We start from the raw sequence: 19,545 nt of genomic DNA, 5'->3' as shown, positions 1-19,545 counted from the left end.
TTTTTTCCCTCAAAAGGAGGAAGAAATGCACCTGTACCCTGAGGTATCGAGCACGATTCTAAGAATACTGCTCCTTTCATCCGCCGCCTTCACGGTGGCAACGATCACACCGGCAACCGCGCAGCAGAGTCCACGTCCGCGGCTTGCGGCTGCACAGTGCCAACCTCTCACTGAGGCCAATTTCGCGCTTTGCTGTATTGCAGCCAACCGCACCAGCATTCTTTCCGCCGAACAGATCGACATGTGCCCGCCGATTACCACGGCCCTTGTCGCCGCCGCCTTGAACGATGGCGGTGACGGCGATGGCGATGGTGATGGCGACGGTGATGGCGACGGCGACGGTGATGGCGACGGCGACGGTGATGGCGATGGCGACGGCGATGGCGATGGCGACGGCGATGGCGACGGCGATGGTGACGGCGACGGCGGCGGCGGCGGCGATGGCGGCGGCAGCGGCGGCAGCGGCGGCAGCGGCGGCAGCGGCGGCAGCGGCGGCAGCGGTGGCAGCGGCGGCAGCGGCGGCAGCGGCGGCAGCGGCGGTAGCGGCGGCAGCGGGGGTGGCGGCGGCGGCAGTGGCGGCAGCGGCGGTGGCGGCGGCAGCGGCGGCTAACGACCTACCAGATATTCGCTCGATAGCCGCGAAGGTGAGCGTCTAAAGACGCTCACCTTCCGTTTGGGATACTGAACTGGAGGGCCGGCGCGAGGCTGACTATCGGCCGCGAAGCTATCTTCACTCCTCCGCGCCGGGCTTCGTCGCAGACCGGCCCTTCAATTGCAGCGACAAACCAGGATCTTCACGGCTCTCTACGCTCATTTGGAGCCCGGCCCTACAGCCGAGGCCGTTGCCACCGCATAGACCCTGCCATTACAGTCGACGGTTGAAGAGCAGCCAAAAACTCGATCAATCTCGGCGAAACCATGTCCGCCCACCGGATTCGAACCTCCAAACGCCTCATGCCGAAGACGAACTTTCATCCCGCCGAACGGTCTCCCGAACTGCGGACGATCGTGTCGTTGCCGGAGGAGATGGCAAGGATCCGAGATTTGGCGGAAGCCTGGATAATCCGCAATATTGGAAAAAAGGGCCTGTTTACCTACAGTATCAATCCGTATACGGGCGAGAGATCTGAAAAAAACAATGAACTAAGACAGCTTATGTCATCGCGCACGTTGGCGGAAATGAGCGTAGGAAATCTCTCGCTTCGCCCTGTTCATCGCCGGAATTTGTCATTCATCATGAATACATGGTATCGGGAAGAGGGTGGTATCGGTTATATTGAATATGATGGCAAGTCAAAGCTCGGGGCAAATGCGATGCTGCTTCGCACATTCGCGGCAAGTCCTCATTTTGAACAGTTCCAGTCAAAGGCCAGTGCGGCCGCGGAGGGCATCCTTGCGCTCCAGAATGCAGACGGGTCCTTTCGCCCTTGGCTAAAGGAGCCGAATTATTCCTTCGACGCAAAATACCTCTTAACATTTTATTCAGGGGAAGCGCTGGTTGCTTTGCTCGAATATTATATCCGGACTGGATTAACCCGTTATTTCGACGAAGCGGCGCGCAGTGCAGAATTCTATTTAGAGGAATATGTCCGCAATATCGCAGATAATTATTACCCGGCATACGTGCCTTGGCACACCATCGCTTATCGGCATCTATATGAGTTGACGAAAGCCGATAAATTCGCCGAGGCGGTGTTTACTCTGAACGACAAATTGCTTGAACTTCAGGACCGGTCGTACAGGATTGGACGATTCTTCAATCCAGCAACCCCTCAGTACGGCCTTCCGCACGCGTCCTCGGACGGAGTTTATACCGAGGGGCTGGTTTATGCATTCGAGATGGCGCAGCGGACAGGGGATGAGGTGAGGGCAGGGCAATACCTTGACGCTATTATGCTCTCGTTGAAAAACATCGCATCCTTGCAGTATAGAGAAAAACTGGATGAATCTTCTCTTCCCTTATATGCGTACCGAGGAGCCATCAGGACCAATGCAGAGAAAAATAGGTGGGCTCGCATAGACAATGCCCAGCATACGATAGACGCTATCCAGGCCTTGGGGAATTTTCTCGGAAGCAAGCAGGCTTGTACATTCGAGCCGGGGCTTTGACTCCCGTCAAAGGATAGCCGGGAGCCCCGAACTGCTCCTGCGTTTCTTTGACGGGCAGTGCGGCCAGCATCCCAATCTGGATCTGTACCATTTCGACCTTCAACGCCACCCAAAATATTGCCCGTGGTTCTGCTTGACCGGCCCAAGCCATGATGCAAGCATGGGAAAGCGTTTTGAACACATCAGGCTCATAAATGCCGACGTTGGAATACCTGTTGACCCCATCGCCGGAAGAGCTCGCGCAAACCCATGTGCTGTTTTTGGCGCGTCATGCCCTCGACTCTAGCCCGGAGCGCAGGGCCAAGTACGGCTACCACGTCGTCTACCATGCCATCATGCTCGAAACGCTGCGCGGGCTGGGTTTCAGGGTCACGCCGGCGAGCGAGCACGAGGTGCTGTTCGGGCCTCTCGACTTCGATTTCCTCTATGCCATTCACTCGCATGCGATATTCGATGGTCACGAGCTCCTGGCGCCGGCAATCGCGGCCTATCGTGGCGTCCCCTGTCTCGGCGCATCGGCGTCAAGCCGGGCGGTCTCGGAAGACAAGGTATTGGCCAAGCAACTGGCTGCTTCGCTGGGGCTCGATGTCGCCAAGCACAGGATCATGCAGCCCGGTGAGGTCAGCAATGACAAGTTCAGCCTGCCCGGTTCGTGGATTGTCAAGCCGCGAGGGGGTATCGCTTCCGACGCAATTGTAAAGGTCGAGAATGAAGCGGATTGGCGGGATGCGCTGACAACCATCTCGGATCCGCGTCACGGCGGCCGTGAATTCATTGCAGAAGAGTTTGTCCCGGGCCTCAATCTGACGGTTCCAATTGTCGAGGGCTTCCCCCCGGGTTCATTGGCGGTCTTCGAGGAGAGCGGCCGCCCTGGCGACAATGTTCTGACCAATGAAGCAAAGCGAGGGCTCAACAGTTCCTACAAGTCCGCTCCTTACGACGGACCGGGAGCCGAGGAGGTTTCGGAGGCAACCGCGCGAATGGTGGCCGAGATGTCGCCATTCGACTATGCCCGCTTCGACTTCCGTTATGATCCCGACACGCGGCGGACCGTTTTCATCGAAGTGAACATCGCCTGCAACATGGCGCCGGCCTCGGCGGTCTATCGTTCGGCCGCCCTGCATGGGATCAAGTATGAAGAACTGGTGGGACATGTTTTGACGCACAGTCTCAGGCGTCAGAGAAAGCGGCAAAGATAACCGCAACGCTCGATAAGGCACTTCAGTGATGGTCAGCGCATGCAAATCGATATGGTCGACAAATTCGAAGCGTTGCAGCCGCTGAGAGAGAATTGGGACCGGATATATGACTCCGATCCGGAGGCGAACTTCTTCCTGTCGTGGCCATGGATGTCGAATTGGCTGCGACGCCCAAATTGGGTGATTTTGGCCGCGCGGTTTCCCGGGTCGAACGAGTATGTCGCCTTCTTCCCTTTGCAACTCGTCACCTGGCTCGATGAGCAGACGGGCTTTTATAGCAGCATAAGGATGGCCGGCTCGTATTTCGCCACCTATACGGGCTTCATCTGCGTTCCCGAATTCGAAGAGCAAGTCATTTCGTCGTTCGCCGATCGCCTGCAGGCGCTGAATTGGACAACGTTACACTGCGACGACATTTCGATATCGGCCAGGCGCCGTCAAATGCTGCTTGGAAGCTTTTCTGACAGCGATTTTGTGAAGGAAAAGATTGAACGACGTCGCCATACAACCCGAACAGGCGAAAATATAAATCATGACATCTATATGTATGTCGATTTGCCAGCCGATTGGGACGAATTCCTGGATGGCAACCTTGGCTCAAAAACCCGTCGTGATGTCCGCCATTTTCTTCGTCAGGTCGAAAATAGCGGAGAATACCGGATAAGTTTGGCAGACTTCGAGACAATCCAAAGCGACCTGGAGGTTTTCTATCAACTTTGGCTTGCGCAGTGGGAGGCCAAAAGCCGCGTCTATGCTCAGGGTGTTATTGCCAACTGCCGCCATATGTTACTTGAGTGCCACAAGGCGGGTGTGCTGTTCGCGCCGGTATTGTGGAAAGGCGATACTCCATTAGGAGTGCACATTGCGTTTATCGACAGGTCGAAGCGTTCACTCGTCTGTTTCCTCGTCAGCCGCAATCTCGCAATTCGGAAGCCTCCACCGGGCTTGGTGCTTCACGCCTACAGCATCCGTTGGGCAATTCAAAACGGCCTCAGGACTTACGATCTTGGCACTGGAGATTTTTCGTACAAGTACAGTTTCGGATCGAAGGAGCGGCTTGTAGAGGGTGTCCGGATCGACTCCACCAACAGCCGCGGAAACAGGCTGGATCGAAGAAGCCTTCCTTCAGTGATTTCGTCGGTGCGAAAGCTGCGTCAGGAGGGGAAGTTCCATCTGGCGGAGCGCGGTTGCAGGCAGGTGCTCGAGACTGAGCCGAGCAATCTGGAGGCGCGCCGGCTTCTGAACGAGCTTGTGGCGGCTAGGCGGATTGAGGAGCAATTTGCGCGTGCCTTGCAATGCCATCGGAGCAAGCAATTTTTGGATGCCCAGAGGATTTATCTGCAGGTGCTCGCAGCAAATCCCCGGCATTACGACGCTAATTGTCTGTTGGGCGTTCTATGTCTTCAGGCCGGTCGGTATCAGGCAGCGGACACCTACCTGGCTCGCGCCACCGAGATCAATCCGAAAGCCGCAGCTGCGTACAACAACAGGGGGCATGCCTTGCGCGGCCTGAAACGGTATGACGAGGCTCTCGCGTGCTACGAGAAAGCCATCGGGGTGAAACCCGATTTCGTGCAGGCAATGAACAATCGGGGGGTGACGCTGCGGGCGTTGGGGCGCATTGATGAAGCACTCGCCAGCTTTGACGAGGCGCTGACGCTCAAACCGGACTTTGCCAAGGCCTTGTCCAATCGCAACCAGTTGCGTGTGCCCCTGCCGAGCGACCGTTTGTCCATTGCCGATGATGTGGACACGTTAGAGTAAAGCGCACCGCGTTTTGCATCTGGTCAAGGACAGGAATGGCCGGGTAAACCGTCGACCTGCTAACCTTTCCACTCCATCGATAGCCCATGCGGATCGCAGACCGCGAGCGTTTTGACCCTGCGCTCGCCATTGAAGTATCTGCTGACCTTGAGAGGATTGAACGTCTCAGTGGGGTTGGGGTGTGCGACCTCGCCTTCCACGGTGACGCGCCAGACCGGCGCCGTCTTGCTCGCCTCCAACAGGATATCGTTTATGCGTCGGTGTTGATCGCCGGAAAGCTGATAGCCCATTATCGTGTGATACACGCACCGGGCTTGATAAGGCGGAATCTCCGCCAGCGCAGAGGCCAGGTTCAACACGGCGTCGCCGCCTCTGATCCGGGGCGGATGCGCGGCGGCGACCTTCAAGGCGCCATCCAGTTTTGTAAGCCGGTCAATGCGCTCGGGCCAGACAAGCGCCTTGAGCCACCGACGTTCATTTTCATCCCGAACATCGGTCGGATAAAGTTCGAGGCCGATCCTCGATGAAACGGGGGGCGGGAACATCCCCAATACAGGCACGCCAGGCCCTTCAAGGATGCAGGAAAGGACAAAATCCGCATCGGTCCACCGCTCCAGCTTCGGAGCGCCTTGCTCGTCCGTATACCGATATCCATAGCTGTCGAAGTTCAGGTTCAGGCCGGCGCTGGATCCGATCTCGACCAGGCCAAGGGGAGCGGCGGCTTCGCGCGCAACCAGATCGAATGCGGGCAGCAGCAGCGCGCTGCGGCCAGCCTCGTTGGTGTTGGTGGCGCGCTTCGCGATGATGTCGACGAGTTCGGCTTCGTGGGCACCGCAAAAAGCGGCGAAAAGTTCGAATGCGCGATCGTCGGCCGGCCGCGTTCCGCCCAGACTCGGATAATAATCCTTGAGAGGATGGTCGACGCCGCCGAGCAGGAGATACTGTACCGCGCCGAAGACAAGGTTCGCCGCCGGCTGACCCTTCCTGCGCCCCGCCGCCAGGCGCTGCAGCGCGACATTGTCCGCAATCCCAAGCGACAGCTTTTCATAGAGGGGAGAGCCGCCACGACGAGACTCGTTGGCAAAGAAGCGGTAATAGTGAGCGCTTGTTTCAAACACCACCATAGCACGTACCTAGCGGGCAATAGATGTCTTGGATGTGGATTCCACCTGTAGTTGCCTTAATGCTTTCGGCCCAGCGGGTCAAGGAACCGGGCGAACCATAGAGGTTTTCGAGCATACATTCCTGAGAGACTGGCGGATGAACGAAACCGTGGATGATACACCTTCGGGATATACTGTCATTGATGGCGCCTTTCGCGACGAATCGCGCAGCCGTTCGGTGCCCTACCGGCTTTATGCCCCCGCTCCCCTCTCTGGCGCTTCCCCGGTGATCCTTGTGTCGCATGGCATTGGCGGATCGCGCGAGGCGATGCCTTACCTCGGGCGGCGCCTGGCGCAAAGCGGCTACGTGGCGGTGCACCTGCAGCATATCGGGACGGACAGTTCGATCTGGCAACAGGCAAACTCCCTTGCGGAAGTCTACCGATTGCTTCGTGAAGCCATGTGGGACGCCAATGCTGCGCGCGCGCGATTTCAGGACGTGCCCTTTGCCCTGCGCGAGCTTGCGCGCATGAACGGCGAGGGGCGGCTCGCCGGCCGCCTGGATTTGACACGCATCGGCATGGCCGGACACTCTTATGGAGGCGTCTCGACGATGGTTGCAGCAGGGCAGAGAATGGGTCCGGGCGGGCAGTGGTCGTTCAAGGAGCCAGGAATTCGCGCTGGCTTGGTCATGAGCCCGAACATACCCATCCAGGGCGGCGACTTGGCCGCCCTTTACCGCGATATCAGTATCCCGCTGTTTCACATCACGGGGACAAAAGATGGCAATGCGGTGGCCGGCAACAAGGAATTCGATCCGATACAGCGGACCCTTCCTTACGAAGCGCTGACCATCCCTCATCAATATCTGCTCGTTCTCGACGGTGCTGGCCACAATGCGTTTTCCGGCCTGAAGCACGGACCACACGCCCACGGCCCCGAGGAAGAGACCCGCTACACGCGCGTTGTACAAGACGGAGCAGTGTCGTTTTTCGATGCCTACCTGAATGGGAAGACGGCGGCTCTGGCGGCGATTCGCCAAACGTTTCAATCCAGCCTTGAGCCGACCGACAGGTTTGAATGGAAATAGCGGGAAGTCCGCCAGTGTTCACTGACAGTTATTTGACCTGGATCCGACGTGGCAGGATGGGGGGAGCAGCCAGCTTGACTTTTATCTGGTACGCCCAAGGGGAATCGAACCCCTGTTACCGCCGTGAAAGGGCGGTGTCCTGACCGCTAGACGATGGGCGCGCTCAGATGTGAGCGCTTATAGTTGCGTTGCACCAAACCGGCAACCCGTCTGCCGCTACCTGCGACAACTTTTTTCGGTGACCGCAAAACCGCGCATTTTCGGCGATTTCCCTGGTTCGACGCGGCACCGTATGCCGTCCTGAGACGGCACACGGCGGGCGTTGCATGGACGAGAGGGAGAACCAGCCGTTACCGCCGCCGACGGCAGCGCCAGTTCCAATCGCGCTCGGGACCGACATCGATGTGGACGGATTCGGTATGGCAGTAGGTGCCGACGCCGCCGCGCCCTGGCATGCTGCGGATGTAGCTTGCCAGTTGCGCTTTCGAGACGCCTGGAACCTGGATGTCGGCGGCGGCGCAATACATGTGCAGCGAATTCTTGGCGCCGTTGGCGCGGCGGTTGCGGGCCGGATCACGATAGCCGGAGGTAACGATCATCTTCTTGCCGTAGTGGCCCTCGATCGTCTTCAGCACGCGGACCAGCGAAGGTTTCAGGCAGGCAACGTCGACATTCTCGGTCTGCTTCAAAAGACCGTTGGGCGCCAGCCGGGCAAGTCCGGGAGCGTATGCGACCTGATAGGAGCCGCCTTCATCCTCGTTCAGATCGACGTCGCTGTCGTCGTCGAGGCCGGATTTGCGCTTGATCTCGAAAAGTGCGGTCTTGCGCACGCCAGGCAGCGCGTCATCGGTGAAACGGCTGGTATCGCCGAGCGAAGCCAGTTGCACCGGCTTTTCAGCCGATTTGGCCGAGGCCAGGGTGATGGCCGGTTTTGCCTCCGCCTTAGGCTGAGCCGCCTTGGGCTGTGCGGCCCTGGGCTGCGCCGCCGGCGGCTGCTCGCCCGACCTGTTGCTGGCCTGGGGGGCAGGTGCTGCCGAGGCCGGCGTGGCGCTGAACAAAGAGGCGAAAAACCCCTTCTTCTTCGGCGCATAGGCCTGCGGCTCTGCGGCGGTCACATAGACCGGGTTGTTCATCGCCGGCGCGGCGGACTTCGGCGCGGCTGTGCCGGCATCGGCGGTTTCAGTCTTCTGCGCAGCAGCGTCGGCCTGTTCAACCGTCTGCGCCGCCTGTGGCTGCGGCGTCTGGCCCGCAGCCGTCTCTGCGCCCGCTTTAGCCGGGACGGGGAAGCCGGCATCCGATTTGGTGCCTCCCTGGAGGGCCTGCGCCCCTGGCTTGGCCGCTGGCACATGAGCGACCTGCTCGGGAAGGCTTGCGTCGCCCTTGGCGGTCATCGTCATTTGTGAAGTCGTCATCTGCGACGATGAATCAGTGGTGACCTGTTGGCTGCCGGAGGCTGTGTCCGTAGCCGAGGCATTGTAGCCGGGCATGCCGACGGACAGGGACGGGTCGCCGGCCGAGGTGCAGGACGCCAGGAGCACGGAGAAAAGCGCGGCCGCAATGGCGCGGCTTTCTCCCTTCGCGAGGCGCGATCCTGCTGATTTCAAAACCAAATTCCCCCTCGATGTCCGGTCGGTACTTCATTGGCGGCACCGAAACGTCTCGCCGCAATGAACCCTTGTTCCCGAACGGAAACGAGACCTGTGTCAAATCCGCAAGCCCCAGAGTATTTCGACGGCTAGAGAAGAATCGGGAGTGCTTAAGGGTTGACGAACCCATTTCGCCCTCTTTTACCGGCGCGTCAACTCACCACACATTACAGAAGGTTACACTCGCACCTTGACATAGGTGCCTGGCGCATCGCCCAGGGTTTTCATGTGCTTGCCGGGTTTGCGGGCCGGCACGCGGGTGTCGTCCCTGGCTTCGACCCAGCGTTGCCAGTGCGACCACCAGGAGCCGGGATGGTTGGTGGCCTTGGCGAGCCACTCGTTGAAGTCGCCGGTTGGCTTGCCGCCGGTCCAGAAGTGATATTTCTGCGCCGCCGGCGGATTGACGACGCCGGCGATGTGGCCGGAGCCGGCCAGGACGTAGTCGACCTCGCCGCCGAAATATTTCGATCCGAGGAACACCGAAAGCGCCGGCGCGATATGGTCTTCCTTGGAGGCGAGGTTGTAGACCGGGATGGTGACATCCTTCAGCGATACGACGCGGCCCGCCAGTTCCATCTCGCCTTGCGAAAGTCTGTTCTCGAGATAGCAATTGCGCAGGTAGAAGGAATGGTTGGCTGCGGCCATGCGGGTCGAATCGGCGTTCCAGTAGAGCAGGTCGAAGGGCAGGGGATCCTTGCCGCGCATGTAGTTGTTGACGACATAGGGCCAGATCAGGTCGCCCGAGCGCAGCATGTTGAAGGCGGTCGCCATCTTGGTGCCGTCGAGATAGCCTTTCTCGTTCATCGCCTTTTCGACGGCCGCGACCTGCTCCTCGTCGACGAACACTTTCAGGTCGCCGGCATGGGTGAAATCGACCTGCGTGGTGAAGAAGGTGGCCGATTTGATGCGGTGGTCGCCTTCCTGCGCCAAAAGCGCCAGGGCGGCCGCCAGAAGCGTGCCGCCGACGCAATAGCCGACGGCGTTGACGTCCTGTTCACCGGTGGCCTTTTCGATCGTGTCCAGGCCGTATTGCAGGCCCTCCCTGATATAGGCCTCCCAACTCTTGGTGCCGTGCCGCTCGTCCGGGTTGATCCAGGAGATGACGAAGACGGTGTGGCCCTGCTCGACGGCCCAGCGGATGAAGGATTTTTGCGGGTTGAGATCGAGAATGTAGAATTTGTTGATCCATGGTGGGCAGATCAGCAGCGGCCGCTTGAGCACGGTCTCGGTCGCCGGATCATATTGCAGGATCTCGGCGACGTCGCTGCGGCCCACCACCTTGCCGGGTGTCGTGGCCAGGTTCTTGCCGATCTCGAAGGACGAATAGTCGGCCTGCCTCAGTTTCAGGTCGCCCTTGCCGGCGGCGATGTCCTCGGCCAGCATCTTCATGCCGCGCACCAGGTTTTCGCCATTCGAAGCGATGGTCTCGCGAAACAGTTCCGGGTTGGTCAGGATGAAATTCGACGGCGAGATGGCGTTGGACACCTGCTTGACGTAGAAACCGGCCTTGTGGCGGGTGTGCTCGTCCAGGCCATCGGCGTGCTCGACCAGGTCGTTCGCCCAGCGCGAGGTGACGAGATAGGCCTGTTTGAGGAAATCGAAGAAAGCGTTGCGGCCCCATTCCGGGTCCTGGAAACGCTTGTCGCCGGGCTCGGGCTTGAACGCGCCTTCGGCGTCTTCGCCGCCGTCGCTGAGGCGCTGGATGGAGTTGGCCCAGACGGTCATGTAGCCGGAGAACAGCCGCGTTTGCGCCTCCAGCGCGCGCTGCGGATCGGAAAGCCAGTATTCGCTGAGCTTGGAGAAGGTTTTCACCATGTCGACGACCGGCTCGGCGACATGATCGCGCACGTCGCCTTTCTCGCGCGGCTCGGCCCATGCGGAAGCCGCCTTGCCGGCCTGCTCGATCATGCGCGCCATGTTCAAGGCGAAGCGCTCCGGATCCTTGACCAGATATTGCTCGACGGTCGAAGGCCGGTCAGCTTCCGCTTTGCCCGAATCGGGTGTTTTGGACATGGTTCGCGGGGTTCCTCCCGAAGCGTTTTCTTGACATAGTATCATGGCACATCCAACAGGGTCCAACGCGCTCTATCTTGGCTGCCCGGGAAACAATATGACGACTGATACTGGCAAAACTGTTTTTTCTGGCACTGGTCGTTTTTGCCGCACAGGCGCGGCGGTCGTCTTTTTGGCGATCGCCGGCTGTTCGAGCACCAACATCGAGGGCGCCACGCCTGTCGCGGCTACCGACGGGCCGAAGAACACCGGCGCCTATCCGAACCTGAATATCCCGCCGCAGGCGGCGGCGGAGCAATTCACCGAGGCGGAAAAGAACGCCAAGCTCGCCCAGTTGAAGGCGGAGGCACAGGCGCAGGCCTCAAAGGGCGGCGCGGTCAAGGTCGCGAACCCGGCGGCGCTGAACACATTGGCGAAGCAGCACGGCGCCGATGCGCTGAAGCAGATCGAAGCCAAATGCGATGCCGCCCTCGACCCTACCTGCAAATAGGATTATATCGCGCGACCGACAACCACCTTTGCCAAAACCACTTTGACCGTCTGGAATTGAACCCACCACTGGAAACGACATGGAAGAATTTCACAAGGTCCGCCGGCTTCCGCCCTACGTCTTCGAGCAGGTCAACCGGCTGAAGGCCAGTGCCCGATCGCGCGGCGCCGACATCATCGACCTTGGCATGGGCAATCCGGACCTGCCGACGCCCAAGGCTATCGTCGACAAATTGTGCGAGGTCGTGCGCGACCCGCGCACGCACCGCTATTCATCGTCGCGCGGCATTCCGGGCCTGCGCCGCGCCCAGGCCAATTACTATGCCCGCCGTTTCGGCGTGAAACTCGACCCGGACACGCAAGTGGTGGCGACGCTGGGCTCGAAGGAGGGCTTCGCCAATATGGCGCAGGCGATCACCGCGCCCGGCGACGTGATCCTGTGCCCAAACCCGACCTATCCGATCCACGCTTTCGGCTTCATCATGTCTGGCGGCGTCATCCGCTCGTTGCAGGTGGAACCGGACGACGGTTTCATTCCGGCGCTGGAGCGCGGCATCCGCCATTCGATCCCGAAGCCGCTGGCGTTGATCCTCAATTATCCGTCGAACCCGACGGCGCAGGTCGCCTCGCTCGATTTCTACAAGGAGGTGGTGGCCTTCGCCAAGAAGAACGACATCATCATCCTGTCTGACCTTGCCTATTCGGAAATCTATTTCGACGGCAATCCGCCGCCCTCGGTGCTGCAGGTGCCGGGCGCGATCGACGTGGCGGTCGAGTTCACCTCGATGTCGAAGACCTTTTCGATGCCCGGCTGGCGCATGGGTTTTGCCGTCGGCAACGAGCGGCTGATCTCGGCGCTGACGCGGGTGAAATCCTATCTCGACTACGGCGCCTTCACGCCGATCCAGGTGGCTGCCGCGCACGCGCTCAACGGCGACGGCGCCGATATCGCGGAAGTGCGCGACATCTACCACAAGCGTCGCGACGTCATGGTCGACGCCTTCAGCCGCGCCGGCTGGGTCGTCCCGGCGCCGGCGGCGTCGATGTTCGCCTGGGCGCCGATCCCGGAGCCGTTCAAGCATCTCGGCTCGCTCGAATTCTCCAAGCTTCTGATCGAGCACGCCGACGTGGCGGTGGCGCCGGGCGTCGGCTTCGGCGAGCATGGCGACGATCATGTACGCATCGCGCTGGTCGAGAACGAGCACCGGATCCGGCAGGCGGCGCGCAACATCAAGCGCTTCCTGGCGTCCAGCGCCAAACAGCCCAACAATGTGGTGCCGCTCGCCGCGCATCGTTGAGTTGCCTGATACCACATCGACCAAATTCTTGAAGGGCGTCGCCGGACATGGCTGAAGCGTTGCGTGTTGGAATCGCCGGTCTCGGCACTGTCGGCGCGTCGGTGGCGCGCGTTCTGCGCGACAAGGCGGCGGAACTGACTCGGCAATGCGGCCGCGAGGTCGTCGTGACGGCCGTTTCGGCCCGCGATCCCAAACGCGACCGCGGCGTCGATCTCGGCGCGGCCAAGTGGTTCGACGATCCGGTAAGAATGGCGCAGACCGCCGAGATCGATGTCTTCGTCGAACTGATCGGCGGCGACGAAGGGCCGCCGCATTCATCGGTGAAAGCGGCGCTTGAAGCCGGCCGCCACGTCGTCACCGCCAACAAGGCGCTGCTCGCCAAGCATGGCGTTGCGCTGGCCGAGATCGCCGAGAGGAAGGGCGTTCTGCTTAATTACGAGGCGGCGGTGGCGGGCGGCATTCCGGTCATCAAGACGATGCGCGAGGCGATGGCCGGCAATTCGGTGACCCGCGTCTTCGGCATCCTCAACGGCACCTGCAACTACATTCTGACCCGCATGGAAGCCGAGGGCCTGTCGTTCGACGACTGCCTGAAAGATGCGCAGCGGCTGGGCTATGCCGAGGCCGACCCGACCTTCGACATCGAGGGCCACGATACCGCGCACAAACTGTCGATCCTGACCAGCCTTGCCTTCGGCACGAGGATTGCCGCCAACGACATCTACATGGAAGGCATTTCCAACATCAGCCAGGCCGACATCCGCGCGGCCGGTGATCTCGGCTACCGGATAAAGCTGCTCGGCGTCGCCCAGCGCACGGAAAGCGGGATCGAACAGCGCGTGCACCCGACCATGGTGCCGACGGCCTCGGTCATCGCGCAGGTGCACGGCGTCACCAATGCGGTGGCCATCGAAACCGATATCCTTGGCGAGCTTTTGCTCTCCGGTCCCGGTGCCGGCGGCAACGCCACCGCATCGGCGGTGGTCGGCGACATTGCCGACATCGCCAAGAGCCGGCCCGGCTTCCAGCACGGTCCGGTCTTCGGCCTGCCGGCGAAGGAATTGCGGCCGTACAAGAAGGCGCAGATGCGCAGCCATGCGGGCGGCTATTTCATCCGGCTGACCGTGCATGACCGCATCGGCGTCTTTGCCGCCATCGCCAAGCGCATGGCCGACAACGACATTTCGCTGGAATCGATCGTGCAGCACGCCGCCGGGCCGGATACCGCCTTGCAGAAGACAGTGATCCTCGTCACCCACGAGACGACGGAAGCGGCGGTCCGCAGGGCTGTCGACGGCATCACCAGGGACGATCATCTGACCGACAAGCCGCAGGTCATCCGCATCGAGCGGGCGGAATAGGCGTATCTCTTTTCTCCTTCAATCGATTGATATCGTTGTGTTTTCAAAAAAGACCCGCTGAGGTCTTGCTGTTGTCATGGAGCTTTGACACAACCGGCGCGCCTCTGGCGGGAGGCAATGCGCCAACGAGGATTGTCCACCGATGAACGTTGCCCAGAACATCGTCGCCGGCCTTGACCGGATACTCACCATGGAACTGGTGCGTGTCACCGAACGCGCCGCCGTTGCGGCAGCCAGATTGCGCGGACGCGGCGACGAAAAGGCCGCCGACCAGGTCGCGGTCGATGCGATGCGCGAAGAGCTCAACCGCCTCGCCATCAACGGCACGGTGGTGATCGGCGAGGGCGAGCGCGACGAGGCGCCGATGCTCTATATCGGCGAACAGGTCGGTTCCGGCAAAGGCCCGGCGGTCGACATCGCTCTCGATCCGCTCGAAGGCACGACGATCTGCGCCAAGAACCTGCCCAATGCGCTGGCGGTCATCGCCATTGCGGAAAAGGGCAGCCTTCTGTTCGCGCCCGACGTCTATATGGACAAGATCGCCATTGGCCCGGGTTATGCGGATGGCGTTATCGACATCGATGCCGCGCCGGCCGAAAACATCGCCAGCCTGGCCAGGGCCAAGGGCGTGGCGGTGTCGGAGATCACCGCCTGCATCCTCGACCGGCCGCGCCATGGCGCGCTGATCGAGGCGGTGCGCGCCACGGGCGCTGCGATCCGGCTGATCGGCGATGGTGACGTCGCCGGCGTCATCCATACCACCGATCCGGACGAAACCGGCATCGACATCTATCTCGGCACCGGCGGCGCGCCGGAAGGTGTGCTGGCGGCGGCAGCGTTGCGTTGCACCGGCGGCCAGATGCAGGGAAGGCTGATCCTCGACACGCCGCAAAAGCTGGCGCGCGCGGCGAAGATGGGCATCCTCGATCCGAAGCGGGTGTACCGCGCGCAAGACATGGCGCGCGGCGACGTGCTGTTCGCGGCAACCGGCGTGACCGACGGCAACATGCTGGCCGGCGTCAAGTTCGGCCGCAATTTTATCACCACGCATACGATCGTGCTGCGCTCGTCGTCGCGCACCGTGCGCGAGATCAAGGCCAGGCACCAGGATCTGGAAAAGTTTTGATTCCCGACTCGGCTGGCCGTCGCATATTGTGAGAAATGACAATCCGCAGACGGCGCGTCGCATGACGGGCGAAAACCGTATCTTCCTCGATGTCAGGCAGTCGGCATCAGGTGTTTCCTGGGAGCACCGGTTGACCGAGCGGCAGGACATGACCGCGCTTGCCATAGCGCAAGGCTATGGCGTGCCGGACATCGTTGCGCGCGTGCTTGCCGGGCGCGGTGTTGCCGCCGAGCAGACCGAGCGGTTCCTTGATCCGACCATCCGCGACCTTTTGCCGGACCCGGCGTCGCTGACCGACATGGAAAAGGCCGCCGCCCGCATCGCCGGGGCAGTCGTTGCCAGGGAAAAGGTGGCGATCTTCGGCGACTACGATGTCGATGGCGGGGCCTCGTCGGCGCTGCTCAAGCGGTTCCTCACGCATTTCTCGGTGCCTGCGGAGATCTACATACCGGACCGTATCTTCGAAGGGTACGGCCCCAATCCGGAAGCGATGCGCGAACTCGTCTCGCGCGGCGCGACGCTGATCGTCACCGTCGACTGCGGCACCAACAGCGCCGTCTCCATCGACGCGGCGAACGCTGCCGGCGCCGATGTCGTGGTGCTCGACCATCATCAGCTCGGCGGTCCGTTGCCGGCAGCGGTTGCGGTCGTCAATCCCAATCGCGAGGACGACCTTTCGGGGCAGGGCCATCTTTGTGCCGCCGGCGTCGTCTTCCTGGCGCTGGTGCAGACGGCGGGAATCCTGCGCGGCCGGTTGCCCGATGCCGCACCGCCGGACCTGCTCGGCTTGCTCGACCTCGTTGCCCTGGCCACCGTTTGCGACGTGGTGCCGCTGACCGGCGTCAACCGCGCCTTCGTGGTCAAGGGACTGCAGATCGCACGTCAGCAGAGGAACGAAGGATTGGCGGCGTTGGCGCGGGTCTCGCGCATCGGCGAGCCGGTCAGCACCTTTCATCTGGCCTATCTGATCGGCCCGCGCATCAACGCCGGTGGGCGCATCGGCGACGCAGCACTCGGCAGCCGCCTGCTCGCCACCGACGATCCCGTCGAGGCCCGCACCATCGCCGAGACGCTGGACCGGCTCAATCAGGAGCGGCAGCAGATGGAACTGGAAATGCTGGCCGCGGCGCGCGTCGAGGCCGATGCCGAGCTTGCCGGCGGCAATGGCCCGGCCATCGTCGTCACCGCCAGCTCCAACTGGCATCCGGGCATCGTCGGCCTGCTGGCCTCGCGGCTCAAGGACCATGCGCGCCGGCCGGCTTTCGCCATCGCCTTCAACGCCAATGGTGTCGGCACCGGGTCCGGCCGTTCGGTGTCGGGCTTCGATCTTGGCCGGCTGGTGCGCGAGGCGGCCATTGCCGGGCTGATCGTCAAGGGCGGCGGCCATGGCATGGCGGCCGGCATCACGGTGGAGCGGGCGAAACTTGGCGCGCTCAGGGCCTTCTTCGAGGAACGAGCGGCGGCCGAGGTGTTCCGGCTGCAAGGCGAGGAAAGCCTGGCGATCGACGGCGCGCTGGCCGCCGAAGGCGCCACGCTTGGCCTGCTCGATGCGCTGGAGAAAGCCGGCCCGTTCGGCGCCGGGCATGTCGCACCGGTCTTCGCGCTGCCGCGCCATCGCCTTGCCGATGCGAGGCCGGTCGGCACCAATCACATCCGTGCCGAGTTGCAGTCGGAAAGTGGCGGCCGCATCCAGGCGATCGCGTTTCGCGCCGTCGACACGGCGCTCGGCGAATTCCTGTTCAAGAACAGGGGCAGGCCGGTGCATGTCGCCGGTTCGCTGTCGGGCAATCACTGGAACGGCAACCGCACGGTGCAGTTCCGCATCGTCGATGCCGCGCGCGCCTGAGGATAGCTTCCGTTTTCTGCGCGGACCTTCAGTCCGGGTCGCGCTTCAGGCCAGAACCGCCTGCAGGCGGGTCAACTCGTCGATCTGCGCCATCGTCACCTGATAGCCGATGCGGATCGCCTCGTCGGCGCGGTGGAATTCGGTCAGGCCGATATGGCTGAGTTTTGGCTGCAGCGACATATCAGGCGGGTCGCCGGCAAGTCGCGCCCGCGAAATGCGATCCTGGATGATGTTGAAGGCTTCGACCATAACGCCGGTGATGCCGAGCCGTGTCTGGTACTGGTGCCCTGTGTCGATCAGGCCGGGCCTTGGCGCGTCCTTCTGGACGACCAGTTCGCCGGCGCTGTGCTTGATGACGGCGGCGCGGCCGAACAGATCGTAGTGAAGGTTCACCGCGACCACGAGCGGCTGCTCGTAGGCGCGGCAGACCGAGACCGGGACCGGATTGACCAGCGCGCCGTCGACCAGCACGCGCCCGTTGCAACTGACCGGTTCGAATACGCCGGGCAGGGCGTAGGAGGCGCGCATGGCGGTGATCAGCGAGCCGCCCGACAGCCAGATTTCATGGCCGGTGCGGATCTCCGTGGTGACGCAGACGAAAGGTTTTGGCAGATCCTCGAAACGGACGCCGGCCATGTGCTCGCGTAGCCGTGCATCGAGCTTCATGCCGCCGAACAGGCCGCTGCCGCGCAGGTTGAGATCGAGAAGACCAAAAATGCGCCGCTTGGTCAGGCTTCTGGCGAATTCTTCCAGCTCGTCCAGCTTGCCGGCAAGATAGCAGCCGCCGACCAGCGCGCCGATCGAGGTGCCGGCGATCATCGACACTTCGATGCCGGCTTCGTCGAGCGCGCGCAGCACGCCGATATGGGCCCAGCCACGCGCGCAGCCGCCGCCCAGCGCCAGCGAAATGCCTGTTTTCCTGGCGGGGCTCTTTTCGGATGCACCGGCGGACGATGACAGGCCATTGGCCTCCCGAACGTCTGGTCTGTTATGCAATGACGCCCATTCGAGCATCACAATCTCCCTTGTCCCGCGGCTAAATTATCGGCAGGCCGTATCGAAATCATGAATATACGTGATTGCAGTTCGGCGAATGGTTCAAATAGATGGTTCATAAGGCTTTCGATACGTTTCTTGCGTATCGAACAGCGGCTTGCTGCCATCGTTGGCAAGCGTCCCCTTGCCGTCGATCAGTCCCACCGTCCGATAAAAGCAGGAACGCCGGCCGGTGTGGCAGGTTGCGTCGTGGCCCATCACTTTGACGCGCAACCATATTGCGTCCTGGTCACAATCCGTGAGCATCTCGACGATTTTCTGGATATTCCCGGACGTTTCGCCCTTCTTCCACAGAGCGCTGCGCGAGCGCGACCAGTAGTGGGCGATGCCGGTTTCCAGCGTCAGCGCCAGCGCCTCGGCGTTCATATGCGCGACCATCAGCAGCATGCCGTCTTCGGCATCGGTGACGACGACGGTGACCAGGCCGCCGGCATCGAAGCGCGGCGAAAAGACCGTGCTTTCTTCCAGTGCTTTCTTGTCTGATGGTGCTTTCGGAAATTCCACTGCCGACATAGCCGGTCCTTGTTCAGAGCCTCGCCCAGTCCGACAGGATCGGCATGGGCGAGGCTCTGTCTTGTTGTTTGGCCATGATCTGATCCGAGAATTGGTTCTCAATTCTCGCGATCATGGCTGGCGGCCGGCGCGGCTCGTTCAGCCCCTGCCGCCGCGCACCATGGTGACGAAACGGACCTGTTCCTCGGGCGTGTCCTTGAAGACGCCGGTGAAGGTCGAGGTCAGCGTCGTCGAGCCTTCCTTGCGGATGCCGCGCATGGCCATGCACATATGCTCGGCTTCGAGCATGACGGCGACGCCGAGCGGATTGAGCACGTCCTGGATGACGCCGGCGATCTGTGCGGTCATCGCTTCCTGGGTCTGCAGGCGCTGGGCGAAGATATCGACGACCCGGGCGATCTTCGACAGGCCGACAACCTTGCCATCCGGCAGATAGCCGACATGCGCCTTGCCGATGATCGGCACCATGTGGTGCTCGCAATGCGAATGGAACGTTATATCCTTGACGAGGACAAGGTCGTCATAGCCGGCGACTTCCTCGAAGGTGCGGCCGAGTTCCTCGGCCGGGCACTTGTCGTAGCCGCCGAACATTTCACGATAGGCCTTCACCACACGCTTTGGCGTATCGACAAGGCCCTCCCGGTCCGGATTGTCGCCGGTCCAGCGCAACAGCGTGCGCACCGCGGCCTCGGCTTCGGCTTCGGTCGGCCGGTCGGTGACCGGCTTTTCCATATAGGCGGACGAGGGCATGAATTTCTTGATGACGGCATCCATAAAGGCGTCTCCCGTAGTTCCCCTCTCGGGAGGAACGAGTTGAACGGACCACGACCTTTCGGGTGTTAGAAACGTGCCCTGTTTCCAGCCCGTAAGCGGCGTGAAGTGATTTGAGCAGGGACGCGGTCGTTGGTTGCCTTGTCCATACCCGAGTACCA

The 19,545-nt window shown here is 61.6% G+C and carries 16 protein-coding genes and 1 tRNA gene; 10 read left to right on the top strand and 7 right to left on the bottom strand.

Annotated elements, in window-relative coordinates; genetic code table 11:
- The first annotated feature begins 302 nt into the window (after window positions 1-302).
- From AC0L15_RS22730 to AC0L15_RS22715, 4 genes are all read left to right on the top strand, one after another.
- Window positions 303-656, top strand: a complete 354-nt coding sequence (locus tag AC0L15_RS22730) for a hypothetical protein (protein WP_473497147.1) — start codon at window positions 303-305, stop codon at window positions 654-656.
- Window positions 657-918: 262 nt separating this feature from the next.
- Window positions 919-2,109 carry a glycoside hydrolase family 88 protein gene (locus tag AC0L15_RS22725; RefSeq protein ID WP_473497145.1) on the top strand — a complete coding sequence of 397 codons (1,191 nt, stop codon included), beginning with the start codon at window positions 919-921 and terminating at the stop codon, window positions 2,107-2,109.
- A 215-nt stretch (window positions 2,110-2,324) separates the two neighbouring features.
- Window positions 2,325-3,308: a D-alanine--D-alanine ligase family protein gene (locus tag AC0L15_RS22720; RefSeq protein WP_287247942.1), complete on the top strand. Its 984-nt coding sequence runs from the start codon at window positions 2,325-2,327 to the stop codon at window positions 3,306-3,308.
- 39 nt (window positions 3,309-3,347) lie between these two features.
- Window positions 3,348-5,072, top strand: a complete 1,725-nt coding sequence (locus AC0L15_RS22715) for a GNAT family N-acetyltransferase (protein ID WP_287247940.1) — start codon at window positions 3,348-3,350, stop codon at window positions 5,070-5,072.
- A 59-nt stretch (window positions 5,073-5,131) separates the two neighbouring features.
- Here AC0L15_RS22715 and AC0L15_RS22710 read toward each other — a convergent pair whose 3' ends face one another.
- The gene (locus AC0L15_RS22710; RefSeq protein ID WP_287247938.1) at window positions 5,132-6,196 is read right to left on the bottom strand and encodes a DUF2332 domain-containing protein; all 1,065 of its coding nucleotides are present in this window, start codon (window positions 6,194-6,196) and stop codon (window positions 5,132-5,134) included.
- Window positions 6,197-6,332: 136 nt separating this feature from the next.
- Here AC0L15_RS22710 and AC0L15_RS22705 point away from each other — a divergent pair, with 136 nt between their 5' ends.
- On the top strand, window positions 6,333-7,265 hold the full coding sequence (locus AC0L15_RS22705) for an alpha/beta hydrolase family protein (protein WP_287247936.1): 933 nt from the start codon (window positions 6,333-6,335) through the stop codon (window positions 7,263-7,265).
- 86 nt (window positions 7,266-7,351) lie between these two features.
- Here the strand turns inward: AC0L15_RS22705 and AC0L15_RS22700 are convergent.
- The 3 genes from AC0L15_RS22700 to phaC form a co-directional block, all read right to left on the bottom strand.
- Window positions 7,352-7,426 (bottom strand) — tRNA-Glu (locus tag AC0L15_RS22700).
- 189 nt (window positions 7,427-7,615) lie between these two features.
- Window positions 7,616-8,875 carry a YcbK family protein gene (locus AC0L15_RS22695; RefSeq protein ID WP_473497142.1) on the bottom strand — a complete coding sequence of 420 codons (1,260 nt, stop codon included), beginning with the start codon at window positions 8,873-8,875 and terminating at the stop codon, window positions 7,616-7,618.
- A 213-nt stretch (window positions 8,876-9,088) separates the two neighbouring features.
- Window positions 9,089-10,924, bottom strand: coding sequence for a class I poly(R)-hydroxyalkanoic acid synthase (gene phaC / locus AC0L15_RS22690; RefSeq protein ID WP_287062891.1), 1,836 nt, complete (start codon window positions 10,922-10,924; stop codon window positions 9,089-9,091).
- Between the two features lie 172 nt (window positions 10,925-11,096).
- Here phaC and AC0L15_RS22685 point away from each other — a divergent pair, with 172 nt between their 5' ends.
- From AC0L15_RS22685 to recJ, 5 genes are all read left to right on the top strand, one after another.
- The gene (locus AC0L15_RS22685; protein ID WP_473497140.1) at window positions 11,097-11,414 is read left to right on the top strand and encodes a hypothetical protein; all 318 of its coding nucleotides are present in this window, start codon (window positions 11,097-11,099) and stop codon (window positions 11,412-11,414) included.
- Between the two features lie 79 nt (window positions 11,415-11,493).
- A complete protein-coding gene (locus AC0L15_RS22680; RefSeq protein WP_077383891.1) occupies window positions 11,494-12,711 on the top strand; it encodes an LL-diaminopimelate aminotransferase in 1,218 nt (405 codons plus the stop codon).
- A 47-nt stretch (window positions 12,712-12,758) separates the two neighbouring features.
- Entirely contained in the window at window positions 12,759-14,072 is a 1,314-nt protein-coding gene (locus tag AC0L15_RS22675; protein WP_473497138.1) for a homoserine dehydrogenase, read from the top strand.
- 142 nt (window positions 14,073-14,214) lie between these two features.
- Window positions 14,215-15,198, top strand: coding sequence for a class II fructose-bisphosphatase (gene glpX, locus AC0L15_RS22670; protein WP_473497136.1), 984 nt, complete (start codon window positions 14,215-14,217; stop codon window positions 15,196-15,198).
- A 61-nt stretch (window positions 15,199-15,259) separates the two neighbouring features.
- Window positions 15,260-17,044, top strand: coding sequence for a single-stranded-DNA-specific exonuclease RecJ (gene recJ, locus AC0L15_RS22665; protein WP_473497134.1), 1,785 nt, complete (start codon window positions 15,260-15,262; stop codon window positions 17,042-17,044).
- 45 nt (window positions 17,045-17,089) lie between these two features.
- Here recJ and AC0L15_RS22660 read toward each other — a convergent pair whose 3' ends face one another.
- The 3 genes from AC0L15_RS22660 to folE all read right to left on the bottom strand — a co-directional run bounded on the left by AC0L15_RS22660 (window position 17,090) and on the right by folE (window position 19,387).
- A complete protein-coding gene (locus tag AC0L15_RS22660) occupies window positions 17,090-18,058 on the bottom strand; it encodes a patatin family protein (protein WP_473497132.1) in 969 nt (322 codons plus the stop codon).
- Window positions 18,059-18,142: 84 nt separating this feature from the next.
- Entirely contained in the window at window positions 18,143-18,613 is a 471-nt protein-coding gene (gene hisI, locus AC0L15_RS22655) for a phosphoribosyl-AMP cyclohydrolase (RefSeq protein ID WP_473497130.1), read from the bottom strand.
- A gap of 138 nt (window positions 18,614-18,751) precedes the next feature.
- Window positions 18,752-19,387 carry a GTP cyclohydrolase I FolE gene (folE, locus tag AC0L15_RS22650; protein ID WP_473497128.1) on the bottom strand — a complete coding sequence of 212 codons (636 nt, stop codon included), beginning with the start codon at window positions 19,385-19,387 and terminating at the stop codon, window positions 18,752-18,754.
- Window positions 19,388-19,545 lie beyond the last annotated feature (158 nt).

It is taken from the genome of Mesorhizobium sp. WSM4846, from assembly GCF_055811415.1.
Note: the sequence above shows the minus strand (reverse complement) of the source record. Positions and strands in the feature narration are given on the sequence as shown.